At 67.1% G+C, this 16,832-nt stretch carries 14 protein-coding genes and 1 tRNA gene; 5 read left to right on the top strand and 10 right to left on the bottom strand.

Features of this window, described 5'->3' with window-relative positions; genetic code table 11:
- A partial coding sequence (locus ACAM49_RS31740) for a ferritin-like domain-containing protein (RefSeq protein ID WP_369639243.1) occupies positions 1 to 2,381 on the bottom strand: 2,381 nt, incomplete at its 3' end.
- A 204-nt stretch (positions 2,382 to 2,585) separates the two neighbouring features.
- Between ACAM49_RS31740 and ACAM49_RS31745 the strand changes: the two genes are divergently transcribed.
- Positions 2,586 to 2,849 (top strand): GlsB/YeaQ/YmgE family stress response membrane protein, encoded by a 264-nt coding sequence (locus ACAM49_RS31745; RefSeq protein WP_369639244.1) that lies wholly within the window; start codon positions 2,586 to 2,588, stop codon positions 2,847 to 2,849.
- 538 nt (positions 2,850 to 3,387) lie between these two features.
- On the opposite strand, the gene ACAM49_RS31750 is transcribed toward ACAM49_RS31745, so the two are convergent.
- Positions 3,388 to 4,845 carry a DUF222 domain-containing protein gene (locus tag ACAM49_RS31750; protein WP_369639245.1) on the bottom strand — a complete coding sequence of 486 codons (1,458 nt, stop codon included), beginning with the start codon at positions 4,843 to 4,845 and terminating at the stop codon, positions 3,388 to 3,390.
- Positions 4,846 to 5,087: 242 nt separating this feature from the next.
- Here ACAM49_RS31750 and ACAM49_RS31755 point away from each other — a divergent pair, with 242 nt between their 5' ends.
- Entirely contained in the window at positions 5,088 to 6,896 is a 1,809-nt protein-coding gene (locus tag ACAM49_RS31755) for an AMP-binding protein (protein ID WP_369639246.1), read from the top strand.
- Between the two features lies 1 nt (position 6,897).
- On the opposite strand, the gene ACAM49_RS31760 is transcribed toward ACAM49_RS31755, so the two are convergent.
- The 5 genes from ACAM49_RS31760 to ACAM49_RS31780 all read right to left on the bottom strand — a co-directional run bounded on the left by ACAM49_RS31760 (position 6,898) and on the right by ACAM49_RS31780 (position 11,490).
- Entirely contained in the window at positions 6,898 to 7,845 is a 948-nt protein-coding gene (locus ACAM49_RS31760) for a helix-turn-helix domain-containing protein (protein WP_369639247.1), read from the bottom strand.
- 134 nt (positions 7,846 to 7,979) lie between these two features.
- Positions 7,980 to 8,876 (bottom strand): ParB N-terminal domain-containing protein, encoded by an 897-nt coding sequence (locus ACAM49_RS31765; RefSeq protein WP_369639248.1) that lies wholly within the window; start codon positions 8,874 to 8,876, stop codon positions 7,980 to 7,982.
- 298 nt (positions 8,877 to 9,174) lie between these two features.
- A complete protein-coding gene (locus ACAM49_RS31770; RefSeq protein ID WP_369639249.1) occupies positions 9,175 to 10,176 on the bottom strand; it encodes a GAF domain-containing protein in 1,002 nt (333 codons plus the stop codon).
- 16 nt (positions 10,177 to 10,192) lie between these two features.
- On the bottom strand, positions 10,193 to 11,002 hold the full coding sequence (locus ACAM49_RS31775; RefSeq protein ID WP_369639250.1) for an SDR family NAD(P)-dependent oxidoreductase: 810 nt from the start codon (positions 11,000 to 11,002) through the stop codon (positions 10,193 to 10,195).
- 53 nt (positions 11,003 to 11,055) lie between these two features.
- Positions 11,056 to 11,490, bottom strand: coding sequence for a TIGR03667 family PPOX class F420-dependent oxidoreductase (locus ACAM49_RS31780; RefSeq protein ID WP_369639251.1), 435 nt, complete (start codon positions 11,488 to 11,490; stop codon positions 11,056 to 11,058).
- 143 nt (positions 11,491 to 11,633) lie between these two features.
- Here ACAM49_RS31780 and ACAM49_RS31785 point away from each other — a divergent pair, with 143 nt between their 5' ends.
- On the top strand, positions 11,634 to 12,095 hold the full coding sequence (locus tag ACAM49_RS31785; RefSeq protein ID WP_369639252.1) for a flavodoxin domain-containing protein: 462 nt from the start codon (positions 11,634 to 11,636) through the stop codon (positions 12,093 to 12,095).
- 7 nt (positions 12,096 to 12,102) lie between these two features.
- On the opposite strand, the gene ACAM49_RS31790 is transcribed toward ACAM49_RS31785, so the two are convergent.
- Positions 12,103 to 12,771, bottom strand: coding sequence for an NAD(P)-dependent oxidoreductase (locus ACAM49_RS31790; RefSeq protein WP_369639253.1), 669 nt, complete (start codon positions 12,769 to 12,771; stop codon positions 12,103 to 12,105).
- A gap of 169 nt (positions 12,772 to 12,940) precedes the next feature.
- On the opposite strand from ACAM49_RS31790, the gene ACAM49_RS31795 reads away from it, so the two are divergent.
- On the top strand, positions 12,941 to 14,146 hold the full coding sequence (locus ACAM49_RS31795; protein WP_369639254.1) for a cytochrome P450: 1,206 nt from the start codon (positions 12,941 to 12,943) through the stop codon (positions 14,144 to 14,146).
- Between the two features lie 413 nt (positions 14,147 to 14,559).
- Positions 14,560 to 16,329, top strand: coding sequence for a hypothetical protein (locus ACAM49_RS31800; protein WP_369639255.1), 1,770 nt, complete (start codon positions 14,560 to 14,562; stop codon positions 16,327 to 16,329).
- Between the two features lie 47 nt (positions 16,330 to 16,376).
- Here ACAM49_RS31800 and ACAM49_RS31805 read toward each other — a convergent pair whose 3' ends face one another.
- The gene (locus tag ACAM49_RS31805) at positions 16,377 to 16,523 is read right to left on the bottom strand and encodes a hypothetical protein (RefSeq protein WP_369639256.1); all 147 of its coding nucleotides are present in this window, start codon (positions 16,521 to 16,523) and stop codon (positions 16,377 to 16,379) included.
- A 96-nt stretch (positions 16,524 to 16,619) separates the two neighbouring features.
- Positions 16,620 to 16,692, bottom strand: a tRNA-Asn gene (locus tag ACAM49_RS31810).
- Positions 16,693 to 16,832: the final 140 nt, after the last annotated feature.

Here is a 16,832-nt window from a genome sequence, read left to right on the forward strand (position 1 = left end):
ACCGCACCCCCGTCGGCCCCCGCCAGCGGAATCCCGCCCCGCACGCGATACGGACCGTCCTTGGTCACCTCGACGACGGGCTCGCGCGTGCCGTGCCAATCGGTCAGCTCCCCAGCCTCGACCCCGTCGAAGGCCATGCCGAGCGCACCCGAGGGACAGGCCCGCACGGCCCGCACGATCTCGTCCATGCGCCCGCCGTTCGGTGCGACGAAAGGCTCTGTCCCGGTGCGGAACACCGTCGCGAGCCGATCGGTACAGAGCCCGGAATGCTGGCAGATGCCGCGATTGTCGAACACAGTGAGCTGCTCACCCGGATAGGTATCGCGCCGATCCGCGACCCGCGTCGGATCCTTCGCCTCATTGAATCCGATCCGCACGTGGCTGCCGTCGCACAGCGGCTTGAGCGCCGACGCGCCACACCGGCAGAGAGCGGCGGTCGGCCCGATCTCGATCGGCAGGCCGAGATGATCCACGAGCGTGGCGTTCGTAACCAGGTACGGCCCGTTCTTGGCCGCGCGGATGGATCGCGGCAGTTCCGCCTGCAAGTGCACGAATTCCGCACGCAGCCGAGCCCGCTCACCCGGCGGCCTGACCGCGCAGGCAAGATCCTGCAACGCCGCCGTGGCTTCGGTGAGCTCCGGCGAACCGAGCCTCCCGCGCAGCTGGGTGGCCGCCACCGCCAGCGCCCAGAGCTGATCCGGAAGGCTCCAATCGGGCCGTGGATCAAAGACTTCCCCCGGCTCGGGCACCGCCACCTCGGGCGGCGCCGACCCATTGGGCCCCGCCACCGCCCCCGCGGCCCCGAGCCCATGCCGCACCAGAGCTTCCGACAACGGCCGCAACACACTGTCGGCCAGCCGAGGCAGCACGCTCGCCGGGGCAGGCTGCCGCGTCAACCCGTACGCCGCATCGAACAACTCGGCCAGCTCCCCACCACCCGCGATCCCGCTCACCCGGCTCGCGAATTCATCGGCCCGCTGCCGCGCCGCGGCCTGCACCGCCGGATCGATCCCCAAAATCTCGGCCCGCGCATGCGCGTTCCAGCTCGGAAAGTGCGCGGCCAGCGTGGCCTGAATATCCGCGAACGCCTTCCCGACCGGCCGCAGCCGCTCCCCCACCGCCGCCGGCAGATCGGCCCGAATATCGTCGGTCAGCACCACCGCTTCCCCGAGCCGCTCGGTCAGCAGCGTCCACGCCGCCTCCCGATGCGGCATCAAATAGTCTGTCTCGTAGAACAATTCGAAGCTCGGCCCCACCGTCCGGCCGGGATGATCCGGCCCGGCAGGCAGAGTGGTCAGCAACTCACCCAGCGGCCGGATGACACCGAACATGAGCGAGACCGTCGCATCGGCCAGCGTGTGCAGTTGGGCATCGGTCTCCTCGGTGTGCGCGAAGAACCGCTCGAAGATCTGCAGCAGAACCTCGTAGCCCACATTGAACAGGTCGGCGACCCGCGCGGTGTCGGGATCGCTGATCAACGGAACGGGGATATCCCGTTCGGGCGCACGAACATTCGCCGCCACTACCGGCCGCACCGGATCGAAGTCGGGATTCGCGGCAAGCGCCTGCTCGTACTCATCGAGAATCTTGACGAACTGCCCGAAGTGGGCGTCCCGCCAATCCCCCCGAGCCCCCTCCCCCTGCTCCAGAATGGGGTCGATGGCCAGCTTGGCCGACGCGACATCCGTGACCGCCACCAATTCCGGCCACCGGAAGTACTTTTCGGTAGCCTGCGCCCGCCGCGGCCCCACGAACAGCCACCGCTCGCCGTATTTCGCGGCCAGATGCGCGATCCCGTTCTCGATGGACCGGTACAGATGCCCGACCGTCGCGAAATCCTGTAGCCGGGGCACGATCTCCCCCTGCTCCATATGCGCGGCCGCCCGCCCGACGCTGGCGATGCCCTCGGCATCGGCGAGATCCATCCCCTCCGGCCGCTCCAGGAACATGAAGTGCCGCAACGCCTGTTCCCCGAACGGCAGCAACGCCAACTGCACCCCCGCCGGATAATGCGCGGCAGGTAATGGCAAATTCGGCCGCGCCATATGCGGTGCGGCTCCGATGGCGGAGAGCAGATTGTGCACCAGCGACAGGTGCAGCATCTCCTGGGTGGCCACGTGCGACACCAATTTCCGCCAGCGCGTGACCTTCTCGAGCTCGTCGGCACTCAGCCCCTCGTCGGCGGAGGTCTTGAGCGAGAAGGCCGCGAACAGGTACTGGCACATGATGCCGTGTTCGAGCTCGGCGGCCTGACAGAGCATGTAGATGAGCGCCTCACGGTGCTCGATCACGAACGGCGCTTCCGGGGCCGCCAGCCCGCCGCGCGCCGCGATGGTTCGGGCCAGAGCGCCCTGACCGCTGAGTGGAGGTGGGGTATCCATGGGTCACCGCCGTCACGAAGTCGTCCGGAATCCATCATCGCCCCGAAATCCGTGCGTCGACGAGTGTTTCGCTGCCCGAGAAACCGTTAATAACGAGACCGAGTAACCGGACCGTCGGCCACGCTGATGTATTACGACACGCTCATCGGTGCGGGCGACCCTGTTACCTTCGACAATGCGGTATCTCAAGGCAAGGAGCACGCCATGGGCATCATCACGATGATCATCATCGGCCTCATAGCGGGCGCGATCGCCCGCCTCCTGGTCCCCGGCAAGGAGGACTTCGGCATCATCTGGACCATCGTCCTCGGCATAGTCGGCGGCTACGTCGGCGGCACCCTCGGCAGCCTCGTCTTCGCCCCCCACCACTTCGAACTACAGCCACCCGTGAAGCACGCCTTCATCGGCGCCATCATCGGAGCGATCATCATCCTCGTCATCTACAAGTGGATCAGAGCCCGAGTCTGACCCACCACCGCACCAAAAGGGCGGAGCCGCTGACCAGCGACTCCGCCCTACTTGTGCCGACGGTCTTGCACGCGATGAGGGTCCGCACAATTCCCGCCGCCACGACGCCGGTCCCACGGCGCCCTCAGCCACAGGTGGTCTGCGACTGGAGCTCATTCCTACGTACCTACTAAGTAGATACGTAGAACATACTCGACACCCGTACGATCGCACAACCGCCCCCCTCACCAGCGAATTTCGCCCCCACATGTCGCGGAAAGAGAAAAAGAGACAAAAGATGCCAGGAGGAGGGAGAGCAGCTGGCCAGCCAAGCAGCCCACCACACCTCCCAGCCCTCTCCCGTTTGTTCTCTAGAAGGTGATCCGTGCAGTCCGTGGGCTGGTAGGTGAGTCACGGCTCCCAACTTGGCGTCAGCCCAAGTCCGGTAGGGCAGGCGAGGTGACCACACTGCCCCGTACATGCCAACGGGAGGAATCCGATCGGCAGCGATCCACCCGAGGAGTCTTCCCCCGGGTTACCTGGCCTCAGGCACTCTGAATCACATCTTGGCCCGACGAGTCCGCCAGTACGCCTTGCGCTGAGCGGGCGTGCAGTAGAGGTGCATCATCTCCATCAGGCCGTCGATGACCGGCCCCGCATCGATGAACGGGGAAATGGTTTCCGCATCGGGCACTCCTGCGGCGGTCACCGGTGGTACCGGTTCCGAGGGGAACAGGTATGGGGTGCCTTCGGGGCTGGTGGTGATCGAATCGCCGGTGGGCGTGGTCCATTGCACCTCCCGATCCGGGAGATGATCGACCTTCCAACCATTGCGATTGTTGTCGGCGAGAGTCTTGAGCCGATGGTGTCGGCGACACCGTGCACCCAGATTGTGTTCGCTGGTGGGTCCGCCGTTGTCGGGATTGTCGTGGTCGAAGCGGTCCTGGTGGTCGAGGTCGGTGTCGGCGGCGGGAACCTGGCAGCCGGGCGCACGGCAGATGCCGTCGAGGGCACGCACCCGGGCGGCGACGCGAGCCGTCGGCCGGTAGGTCAATTCCTTGACGCCACGGCCCTTCTCGACCGCATTGTCGGTGTCGGTGTCGGTGATGATCTGGAACCGGGCGTAGCGCGCGATCTGCCGCGCCAGATCGGCGTCGATCGCACCGAACCCAGCCAACAGCGCCGGGTTATCCTGCAGTCCCGCAAGGGTTTCCGCCGACACACCCACCTGCACCAGAGCCTTGCGCGGCATCGGCGCGACCGCGTCGAAGGGGGCGCGGGGGCAATCGGCGCGCCCACACTGGCAGGTCAGGCGGCCGGTGCCGTCAGCAAGCGCAACCAAAGCATCAGCGCGACGCTGGTTCTGAGTGCGAGGATCTTCGCCGCACACCTGGGTGCACGCCATCTCGCGCAGCTTCTCGAACAGGGTGCGTCCCCCGGCGGCAGGCAGAACGCCATCCAAGATGGTGGTGCCGTTGTCAGCGGCTTTCACATCGACGTAGCGCTCAGCCTCGGCCTCCTTACGGCGCACGGCCTGCCCCTCAGGATCGGCTTCGGTGATCCACCGCCGAGCGGTACGCCGAACCCGCTGCGGGTCAGCGTTTTCCGCATACGCGGCAATCTTCGGCTCCAACTCGCTCAGCAGATCCCCCCGCACATTGGCCAGGGTCTCCCGAATCGCCCGCACCTGCGCCAGATCGATACGCCCGGCAGCAAACGCCTCCGCGGCAGTCGGGTAGCGATGCTTGAGATCGAGCCCGATCGCGATGAGGTTATCCGCCGACCGCTGCGACATCTTCAAAGCGACACCAATCTCGGTCGATGCGCTCTCCCCCGCGTACAACAGCCCGACCCCCAGGTCGATCTGCTCCGCACGGCGGGTTTCGTACAGCCGCGTCATGAGCGCAGCCTCTTCAGCCTGCAACGCAGCAATTTTCGAGTGCACGCCACGGAGCTGCTCGACCAGTGCCTGGCCGGCTTCCCATTCAGCAGCGAAATCACCCATGCCTTCGATCATAGTTTCGAAACCTGCGACACGACAGCATGATCGAACCAACACGCACTGTAAATCTTCAGCTATCAAAGGAATTGAGCAACCTAATCAGAAACTGAAGCCGTCATCCAGGGCCATTTGTCCCCAAATCCCCATAATCCGAATCACACACCCCTCCACTGCATTACAGCACACTTTGCCTGCCACGAATCTGCCGTGAAAGCTTCTACTGCGCACCCGAATTCATTCCCACCAGGAGCAGGCATATGGTCGAAACCCCGTTCGCCGTTCAGTCCCACATCGAGATTCCACCGAGCACCACGCTCATGGACCTCATCGACCAGCGGGTCGCGGCGCACGGGAACGATGTCGTGTACCGCTACGCCGACTATTCACGAGCGGTGGACGGCGAATACCGAGAACTGACCTGGTCAGAATTCCAACAGCGCGTATACGCGGTCGCGGCGCGTATCCAGCAGGTCGCCGCCCCCGGTGACCGCGTCGCCGTCCTATGCCCGCACGGATTGGATTACGTGGTCGCATTTTTCGCCGCGGTCGCCGCAGGCACCATCTCCGTGCCCCTCTTCACCCCCGACGAGCCCGGCCACACCGACCGCCTGCACGCGGTGCTCGGCGACAGCACTCCCACGGTGATCCTGACAACGGTCACGGCCGCGGCCGGAGTGCGCGACTTCTACGGACGCCGACCGGGCGTGACCCGCCCCCGGATCATCGCCGTCGACGCGGTCCCCGACAGCTTGGAATCGCGCTGGCAGCGCCCGGACAGCACCGCCGATTCCATTGCGTACCTGCAATATACGTCCGGCTCGACCCGCACCCCCGCAGGTGTGGAGATCACCCACCGCGCCGTCGCCACCAACCTGCTGCAACTGTGCGACGCCCTGGGCCTGGACGCCGACTGCCGTGGCGTCAGCTGGCTCCCGCTATTCCACGACATGGGACTGCTGTGCGTCATCCTCCCGATAATGTGCGGCCGGTACCTTTCCCTGCTGTCGCCCAGCGCCTTCATCCGCCGCCCCTACCGATGGATCAAGGAGCTGGCCGCGACGGCGGACAGCGGCGGAATCTTCTCCGCGGCACCGAATTTCGCCTTCGAGTACACAGCCACCCGCGGACGCCCCCCGGCGGGTGCGACCCCGGATCTGTCGAAGGTGATCGGCCTGATCAACGGCAGCGAGCCGGTGACGGTCCCCGCCATGCGCAAGTTCACCGAGGCATTCGCGCCCTTCGGCCTGCCCGACAACGCCATCAAACCCTGCTACGGCATGGCCGAGGCCACCGTCTTCGTCTCCGCCACCCAGGCCGAGGTCGCGGCGCAGGTCGTGCATGTGGACCGCGATCGGCTCAACGCCGGTCGCATGGTGCGCGTCGCCGCCGAGCGGGAAGACGCTGTGGCACAGGTCAGTTGCGGCCATCTAGCGCGCGATCAGTGGGCCGTCATCGCCGACCCCGACACCGGCCGCGAGCGCCCCGACGGCACCGTCGGTGAAATCTGGCTGTACGGCGACAATCTCGGCATCGGCTACTGGAACCGCCCGCACGAGACCGTGAAGACCTTCCGAAACAGACTGGTGCACAGGCTGGTCCGCGACAGCCACGCCGACGGCGTCGCCACCGACGCGCAGTGGCTGCGCACCGGCGACTTCGGCGCGTACTTCGGCGGGCAGCTGTACGTCACCGGCCGGGTCAAGGATCTGGTGATCATCGACGGCCGCAATCACTATCCGCAGGATCTCGAATGCACTGCCCAGGAGGCGAGTACGGCCCTGCGGCCCGGCTACGTCGCGGCCTTCTCGGCACCGGACCCGCAGGACGGCTCCGACCGTCTGGTCATCGTGGCCGAACGCGCCGCGGGCATCGGGAAACTCGATCCGGACCTGGTGACGTCCCTCGTCCGTGGCGCGCTCTCCAGCCGCCACGGCGTCTCCGTGCGCGATCTACTGCTGGTCCCCGCCGGAACCATCCCCCGCACCTCCAGCGGCAAGATCGCGCGGCGGGCCTGCCGCGCGGCCTATCTGGACGGCACCCTCGTCCGGATGTCGCACCACGTCTGACTTATCCGACCAGCCGCGCGGTCGACCGATAGGCGGCCGGGGTCATGCCCGTCTCGATGCGGAAGGCGCGGTAGAACTGCCGCTCGGTGGCGAAGCCGCTGGCGTGGGCGACCGCCACCACCGGCAGATCCTTTCGCGCCGTGAGCAATCCGCAGGCGAGCTCGATTCGCATGCGCCGCAAGAGAGTGGCGGGCCCGTCCTCGAACTGGTCGAGCAGGCGGTACAGCGTCCGGCGCGAGACGCCGCAACCGGCGGCGATGCCGTCGACCGTGAGCCCGCTGTCGGTGCAATGGCGACGCATGAACTCCATTACCCGGCGGCGGGTCAGGGTTTCTGCGGCCTCGCCGGTGACCGAGCGACCGGCGGTCAGCGAGATCGCCGAGGCGAGCAGATCGACCGCCGAACCGGCCAGTACGGCGGCCTGTTCCGGGCTGGTGTTCTGCAGCACGGCCAGATCCCGCAGGTAACCCGCCACCAGTCCGGCCGGGCTGCCGGGCGCCACCGTGGTCGCGGTGGGGATGTCGCCGGCGGTGATGCCCGCGCGGTCGCGCAGGCGGGTCGGGGTGACCTGGACCGAGGCCATCTCCCAATCGCCCTCGAATTCCCAGTGATAGGGCCGGGTGCTGTCGTAGAACACCATCTCGCCCGGGCCGACCTCGGCGACCCGGCCGTCCTGGTGCAGCCAGCCACGGCCGGACATCTGGATGGTGGTGTGCAGGAGTTCGATGTCGGTGCGGGAGATGAGGCTCTTGGTGCGACGCACCTGCTGGCGGCTCGCGCCCAGGGTCGAAAGCTCGCAGTCCTTGTACTTGCCCAGGGTGATCCAGCCGCTGAATTCCCCCTCGCCGCCCGGTGATACCGCGAGCGGGACATAGGCCTCGCTCAGTCCCGCCTCCCAGCGCTCGAACACGTGCGTCGAGCGTTCCCCCTCCGCTGCGCGGACCTCCATCCGCTGAACCCCCGACAAACCAACCACTCCGAACTCGAGATCAAGATCGCTTTTGTGTACCCCAGTGTGTCATGGGCGCACAAAATCGCAGGATACGGACATCGGTGAGCTGGGCGCCCGGCAAACGAAGCGGATCACGCCGCAGAGGTCTCCGCAATCGAGTCGGCCTGGCGGCGAGCCGAATCGGCGAGGGCGGACCAATTCTCGGCCTGGCGGCGGGCGAGGTCGGCGATCAGTGCGGCGGAGTGCGGGGAGAGGTCCTCGGACAGGGCCGACCAGACGGCCGGGTCCCAGGGTAGGGACTCGAAGGCGAGTAGGAGCTGGCGGGCCGCCGCGGTGGCGAGGGCGGGATCCGTGCGCAGTGCCTGCAGCGCGGGAGGCTCGGAGTGGGTGGCTCGGCCGGGGCGCTCGGCACAGAATCGACGGGCGCGGTCGAGCGCTTGCCGCGACGGCTTCGGCTGATCCAGCCGGATGCGACGGGGATGCATCGACCGCCGCTTCCGGACGCCCGCGATCGCCCGCTCGGACAGGCCCACTGCCTCGCCCAGCATCCGGTTGGACCACTCCGGGAAGAACGACATGGCCTGTTCGGCGGCTGCCCTGCGGTCGGCGGCGGACAGCGGCAGCCCGTGGCCGCTGTTGAGCCGGACCGCGAGCAGCAGCACCTGGGCGTCATCGCCGTCGAAGTACACGGCGTCGATCCACTGCGCGCCCGCGGACTGGGCGGCGCGGACCCGGTGCGCGCCATCGATGACGGTCATGGAGGGGCGGTGCACGACGATCGGCGGCAGCGCGCCCGCGACCTCGGACAGGGCGTCGATGTGGCGTGCGTTCTCCCCCGAGACCCGAACCAGGTTCTCGATCCGCAAGCGGTCCAGGGGAATTCGCACGATCTCGGATTCGGCCAGCTCGGCGGTGAGATCTTCGGGGTAGGAAGCGATCTCGCCGGGTCGCAGCACGCGATGCGCGAGCCGCCGCACGAGCCCACCGAGAAAACGCGCCCCCGGCACATTCCGCCGCATCTCGATCATGACAGCCGCCCTCCGTCCGTCGCGCAGCCCGCGATACCGGTGCATGGCAAGCCATTTCCGGTGCGGGGCCCATCATCGACGCGCCAGGCGGCATCACGGGGATGACCGGCAGGATTCCCGCTCGCGCGGGTGCGTACGGGCGGGAGTTTAGCGAGCGGGTGTTTTCGCGGGCAATCGAGCAAATTCCTTGCGCTACCTGGTATCTCGGGTGAGATCGGCGTGACCTGGAGCAGACGTCGTTATCCGGTTACAGCGGTGTTAGATATGCGACAAACATTGCCGATGGTCTGTTTGCTGGCTACTCCGGCTCGCGAATGGTGACGAGGGCGGCCGTGGTGTGCTGGTCCAGCGCCATGAGCACGGCGCGGGCGTGCACCCGCTTCCAGCCGCCGTCCAGAGCACGCAGGCGCAGGTGACCGGCCGTGCGCTGGTGAGCGAGGTTGCGGCTCATGGACTTCGCCGTGTCCAGATCCTCGGGATGGATCTGCGGTTCGGGCTCCCCCGCGAGCGACTGCCAGGCGAGCTCCGGCATGGCCGGGCCCATCCACCGCAGCAGCCGCAGGGTGCGCAGGTCCACGATGGCGCGGAACTCGCCCTCCTCGGCGGCCGCGTCGAGCACCCGATGCTCGAGGATCACCGGCGGCGGCGCGGCGCTGACGTCGGTGGCGTCGCCGATGTCGTGGGTGACGCCGCGGAAGAAGACCTCGGATTGCCCTGCGGCGTCGTGTTCTTCGAGCAGGCGGCAGGAGAAGTGGGCCGCGCGCAGGGCGCCGTCGTCGCGGCGGACGGTCCATACCGCCTGATGCTCGGTGCCGGGGGCGGATCGGACGATCTTGGCCAGGGCATCGGACTCGTCGGAATTGGTGATGACCCGGGTGAATACGCCCGCGATGGCGTGTTCGCGCGCCCGGTTCTCCGGTGCCACGCCGTAGAGATCCAAAAGATCGTCCGAGCGGGTGGATTTCGAGGTGGACAGATTGAAGTACCAGGCCCCCACGGGATCTCGCGGTGGCACCTGCTCGTCGACGGGTCCGGACCAGACGAGCACGGCGTGCATCCGTTCCGGTGTGATCAGCAGCGGATGCGTCAGGGTTCGTCGCCGACCGTCGCCGCTCATGATCTCGACCGGCGCGAGCGCGGCCTCGGTCGCCGCGATCGCGCCCTTGATGGTCGCCAAGGTCTCACGCTGCCGGAATATCTGGCTCAGCGGCACGAATTTCCTCGGCGCGCTGCCGAGTCCGATCACCGTGGGCTCGCCGCCGCCGAACGTCTCGATCAAAAGCCATCGCGTACCGGCCATTCCGCATTTCCCCTCGTCATCCCCTGATCACCAGCCGAATCAGCCGCTCGTACTGCCCACCCGCCAGCCTGGCGGCGACTTCGGCGAGGATCGCGTCAGGTCCTATGAGTACACGACTCTTCCCGCGCGCGACACCGTTCACTATCACCCGGGCGGCCGCGCCCGGATCCGTCCGTGCCACAACCTTTTCGAATCGGTCCGCCGCCAGCTCCGCGTCCACGCCCGCCGCCGCCAGTGCCGAGCGTGCGATGCCCGTCCGTACCCCGCCCGGAAACACGCAGCTGACAGCGACATTCGACTGCCCCCGCAGCTCCGACCGCAGCGACTCGCTGAACCCGCGTACCGCGAACTTCGCCGCCGTGTACGGCGCGGCCCCGCCGAGCCCGATGAGGCCGTACGCCGAGGAGAGATTCGCGATCCGGCCCTGCTCGGCCTTCACGACATACGGCAGGAATGCCTTCGTACTCGCCACGGCCGCACCGAAATTCGCCCGCATGACGGCCTCGAAGTCCGCCGGCTCGGACTGCGCCACGCCACCGTAGAACAACTTCCCCGCATTGTTGATCAGCACATCCACGCCCCCGAACCTTGCGACCGCTTCCCCCGCAACCTCTTTCATCCGATCCGCGTCGGCCGCGTCCGCCACGACACCCAGCACGTCACCGCCCCGGACCAGCCCCACTGTCCCGTCGAGCCCCGCCGCATCGATATCCACCGCCACCACCGAGGCCCCAGCCTCGCCCAGCAGCACCGCCAGCTCTCGCCCGATTCCCGCCCCCGCCCCGGTGACCACAACGACCCGCTTCGCATAAAAACCAGAACTCATCCCCCGAGTCTGCCTACGCCCCTTCCGTTCTCGCGAGTCGAGCGTTCCCGGCTTCAGAACCCGCGCACGCGGTCGGGCACGATGCGCAGCGGGACCGCGTAGTCGGCGAAGAACTGCTCCCTGGTCATCCCGATGTCGACCAGGCCCTCGGTGTACTTCTCGACGAACGCGTCGAGCTCGGCCGCCGAGGCCCCGCCCTCGTCGATCTCCGCCGTGCCGGTGAACACGACGACGTCACCGCCGGAATCGGAGCTGTTGAAGTTCAGCGAAACACGGGGATTCGCAGCGATATTGCGCAACTTGGGGGTGCCCGGCTGGGTGAACACCAGGAATGCCCCGTCCTCCCACTGGAACCACACCGGATTGGGTTGCGGTGTGCCACTCGGGCTTACGGTGGTCAACCAGATGACAGTGTCCTGCCCGAGGCGTTTGGTGACCTTGGCCCCGAAATCGGTGTTCGAGTCGATGAGAGGCGAAGAACTGGACATTCGATCTCCTTGTGGGATGTCGATCACATCGGTTCGCAGTACACCAACGCCTCCCACTCTCCCGCCATTCCTGCGTTCCCGTCTGCCAGCTTCCCGCCGCCCTCGAATTAGGGTAGCCTCACCTACTCACGAGAGGAGAAGTAGTGCGCGTCGTCATTCTGTTCGGGTCCGAGATGGGAACGTCGGAGGGAGTTGCCGAATGCCTGGCCGATGAGCTGTCCGCCCACGACGTATCGGTCTACGACATGCTCGACTTCGACCCCGGCGACCTGGACCCGGCCGACTTCCACATCATCGTGTGCTCAACCTACGGCGACGGCGAACTCCCCACCGGAGCCGAACCCTTCTTCGCCCTGCTCGACGCCACCGCCCCCGACCTGACCGGCCTCCAGTTCGCCCTCTTCGGCCTCGGCGACACCGTCTACGGCGACTCCTTCAACCGCGGCGGGGAGATCGCCGCCGAAAAACTCACCGCCCGCGGTGCCACCCAAGTCGGCGACCACGCCCGCCACGACGCGTCGACCCCTGTGCGAGCGAAAGACATGGCCCGCGAGTGGGCCAAAGGGCTGCCGATCCCCTCGGCCCACGCCGCGTTGTCGCGCTAGAGCGACCTCAGTCGGCCACGCCGACGGACTGCCCGACCATGTCCGGCCGTTCGAGGGCGCGGAGCATGCAGTGCGCGACATCCGCGCGGGAGATGTAGCGGCCGCCGGGCAGGTTCTCCCCCAGCGCAATTCGATAGTCGCCGGTCAAAGGCTTGTCGGTGAGTTGCACGGGTCGGATTGCCGTCCAGTCCAAATCGCTGTCGCGCAACTCGTCCTCCATCAGCGCCAGGTCGGCATAGCGCGGCCGCAGAACGGCTTTGACGATCGGATAGATCACGTACTTCAGGAAGAACGGGTCATCCGGATCCCGCTTCGGCGGATGCGGACGGCCCGGCGACGGCGTCGTATGCACCGGAGCCGCACTGACGACAACCAGACGCCGCACATCAGCCTCCCGCATCGCCCCGATAATCGCCGCGGTGCCCTTCGCCGCCACCCCGGCATCGGCATTCCGGAGCGGCCCGATAGCCGAAAGCACCGCATCCGCACCACTTATCGCCGCCGTGAGCACCGCCGATTCGACACTGAGCAAATCGGCCATCACCGTCCGCACCCCGAGCCCCGCCACCTTATCGGGATCCCGAACCACCGCCGTGACATCATGCCCGGCCCCCACCGCCTGCCCAACCACCTGTCGGCCAACCCCACCGCTGGCCCCGAAAACAATGAGCTTCATACCGTTATGACCGGAACGAACCCGAAAGTGTGACCGGGCCCGGTGGCGCGCCACTTGCGCCTCGGCGTGGCGTTGGCGGCTGGGTTATATTTTGCCGCAACCAATTTCAGGCCCACACTCGGGAGACTACGTGGATCCGCAGCATGCGCATCAGGGTGCTACCGCTGGCGTGAGCGCGCCGCAGGATGTGCGAGTTCCGATCTACAGTCCCGAGTTCGCCGCTGATCCCCACGGGCACTACCGGCGCATGCGCAGCGAGTACGGGGCGCTGGTGCCGGTCGAGATGTGGCCGGGAGTGCCCGCGACGCTGGTCATCGACTATTCGGTCGCGGTGCGAATCCTCAACGACCCCCTGCATTTTCCGGCCGATCCGCGGATGTGGCAGCAGAGCGTGCCCGCCGACATGCCGATCCTGCCCATGGTCGAGTACCGGCCCAATGCGATCCGGACCAGCGGCGCGGCGCACGCCCGCTACCGCAAGGCGCTGTCCGACGCACTGGCCGGTATCGACCTGTTCGCGGTCCGTGGCATCGTCGAGCGCTCCGCGGTCCACATCGTCAACGGATTCGCCACCGAGGGCCACGCCGACATCCTCGGCCAGTACGCCCTGCCGATGGTGTTCTCGGTCTTCTGCGAGATCCTCGGCTGCCCACCCGAGATCGGTCAGCGCGTCGCGGCCGCCAGCGCCGCCATGTTCGACGGCGTCGACACCGCGACGGTCAACGCGCAGATGGGTGCGGCCCTGCTCGACCTCACGACACTCAAACGCGCCCAGCCCGGCGACGACGTCGCCACGCGGCTGGTCCAGGATCCCGCCGAGCTGTCCGACGAGGAGATGGTCCACCAACTGGTGCTGCTGTTCGCCGCCGGTGTCGAGCCGCCGGTGAACCTCATCGCCAACACCCTGCTGCTGATGCTGACCGACGACCGGTTCATCAGCGCCCTCGACGCGCCTCCCCTGCCAACCGCCGTGGCCATCGACGAGCGATTGGCCACCGACCCGCCGATGGCCAACTACTGCATCACCTATCCGCCGCAGCCGATCCTGATCGAGAAGTTCCTGCTCCCCGCCCACGAGCCGGTGATCATCAGCATGACCGCGTGCAATACCGACCCGGCCATGAAGGGCGGCAGCCTCGACAACGGCTGGAACCTCGCGTTCAGCTCCGGTGACCACGCCTGCCCCGCGGCCGCGCGACCCTACGGGCGGCTGCTGGCGCAGGAAGTGATCGACCAGCTCTTCGACTACCTGCCCGAAGTCAGGCTCGCCGTCCCACCGGAAGAGCTGGTGTGGCGTCCCGGCCCGTTCCACCGCGCCCTGACCGAACTGCCCGTGACCTTCCCTCCGGTGCGCTTCCCGTTCCCCGCGACCTAGCCTCCCGGCACACTGCTGGGAAGTTTCACCGCGAACATCCAGACAATTTGTGCAACACTACAATTCGTGACTAGCGGGCCGAAGGTGACACCACGGCAACGGATCCGGCGAACGGATCCGACCGCGACCGTGGCGCACCGGCGCTTTCGCGTGGCCCGCACACTCCCGAACTCCTGTCCGCCGACCCCGATCCGGTCGGCATTCCGCACCCTCCCCCGCCGCGCGCGGCAGGGACGTCCCGTGAAGGTGCGTGGTGCGACGAGCTTCTGACAGGTAATCGCCCGGCTCCGATGTTCCGGCCCCGCCGTCCTGCACAGGGCGGGTTCCGGCGCGCCCAAGCATGGCGGCGACCTCCTATGCCCCCGGCGGACCGAATTGCCGGTGGGACCCAGTAAATGAGTAGGAGACGGATCATGCACACTCCCGCACAACAGGGGCCGATCTCGCTGGCCGAGGTCATCCGCCACGGCAGCCTGGAATTCGACCAGCACCTGCAGAAGATCCTGAGCAACCCCGCCTACTTCGTCACCGAGGCCCAAAGCCAGGAACAACGCCGCCAGAACGCCTACGACCAATTGCACAATCTGGTCGCCGAGGTCGGCAGCACCCGCGACATCGCCACCGACCTGCCCCGGCTGTTCGCGGTCTTCGACTGGTCGGCAGTGCTGGCGACCGACCTGATCCCGCTGATCTCCGGGCACTACAACCTGGCCTCGGGCAGTCTGTCCACCCTCACCGACATCGACTCGGCCGCACCGTATCTCGCCGATCTCGACGACGGCTCCAGCGTCGGCGTCATGCTGCTCACCGAATACGGATGCGGATCCAACATCCAGTTCATGCAGACCCGGGCGAGCTGGGACGGCGACGGGTTCGTCATCGATACCCCCACCCCGCGGGACCGCAAGTTCATGCCCAGCGTCGGCATTCCGGTGGCACGGGTCTGCGTGGTCGGCGCCCGCTTCATCGACGCCGCCGGTGTCGACCAAGGCGTGCACCTGTTCGCGGCACGACTACGCGGCGCCGACGGGACCCCCGCGCCCGGTGTGACGATCACCCAACTCGACCATCAGCCGCTGGTCATCATGGACAATTCCGTCATCGCCTTCGACAAACTCCGAGTCGACCGCAGCGCCTGGCTGAGCAACGACCTCGCCACCATCGACGACCACGGTGTGCTGACCTGGCGCGACGAGGACAGCCGCAAGCGTTCCTTCGCCTCCGCCATCAGCCAGCTCACCGTCGGACGGCTCGCGCTCTCCTCGTGTCTCAACGCCGCCGCCCGCGCCGCGCTCTACATCGCGCTGCGCTACGCCGCCAAACGCGTTGTGCCGCTGACGCCCTCGGACACCCCGACCATGGCCGAACTGCCGCACGTGCGCGACACCCTGCTCACCGATCTCGCGGGCACCCTGGCCCGCACCATCTACGGCAACGCGGTGAAAACCTCGCTCGCCACGGCCGACCTCACCAGCCGCGACACCGTCGTCTCGGTCATGCTGGCCAAGCACTACATCCAGCTGCACGCCCTCGACACCGTCACCCACTGTCGTATCCGCATGGGCGCACAGGGAATGTTCAGCGCCAACCGGGTTTCCGACTACATCGGCGTATGCCACGCCGCGATCACCGGCGAAGGCGACTGCCACGTGCTGGGCTCGGTGGCCGGGCGCGTCCTGGCCAAACACCTCGCCGGGAAACTCCCGCCCGAGGCCGGAATCCACGACCCGGCCGATCCCGGCGACCAGCTGAGCCTGTTCAACGCCCGCACCCTCACCATCGTCGAAGAAACCCAGCAATATCTGGCCACACCCGGACTCGAAGGCAGACTCGCAGTCATCCCCGAAGCGCTCGCCCTGGCCGAGGCATACTCGGCCGAGGAAGCCCTACAGGCCCTGCACCGACACTCGGATCACCCCGAAATCGCCGCCGTGCGTGAGGTCTTCGCGCTGAGCTACCTCGACCAGCACGCCCTCTGGTACCTCAGCCACGGGATGCTCGACCTCGCCGCCGTCGGCGCGATCAAACAGCACCTGCGCCGAGCGCTCGACGGCCTCGCCGAGCATCTGCCCGCACTGCTGGACGCCTTCGGCCTCGATGACGAAACCCTCGCCGCCCCGGTCCTTTCCGAGGATCTGCCCGCCGCCTGGGAATCCCGCTGCGCCGACCCGCGACGCCGCTGACCCTGACCGCGGCTGGATAGGACTCGTGGGCCTCGTCCAGCCGCGGCTTACTCGTCGGTCGGGGCTGCTGCCCGGAAGACCGCGTAGTCGTGTGTCGTCGGCGATTGGGAGTTCTCGATCGGCGAGGCGGGGTTGTCGATCGACGGGCTCGACCAGACAGGCAGGTACTGCTGGGGGCCTAGATCTTCGCTCATGTTTTCGATCATGCCCGATGAGTCGGTTTCGCGGGGGCGGCCACGCCAAACGAATAAAGCCCTTGACCAGAATTACTGGTCAAGGGCTTATTCTTGCTCCCCCATCTGGACTCGAACCAGAAACCTGCCGATTAACAGTCGGCTGCTCTGCCAATTGAGCTATAGGGGATTGTTTCCCTGGCTGGCCCTTCCGGACCGGCCGGAGAAAACTTTAGCGTATCGGTTGTACAGTTCCCAAATCGCGGCCCTACCTGCGGGAACATTGCGGTTTGGGAGACGGGGTGCCGGATCGACAGTGGGGGGTGGGGT

The organism is Nocardia sp. JMUB6875 (assembly GCF_041154655.1).
Lineage (GTDB): Bacteria > Actinomycetota > Actinomycetes > Mycobacteriales > Mycobacteriaceae > Nocardia.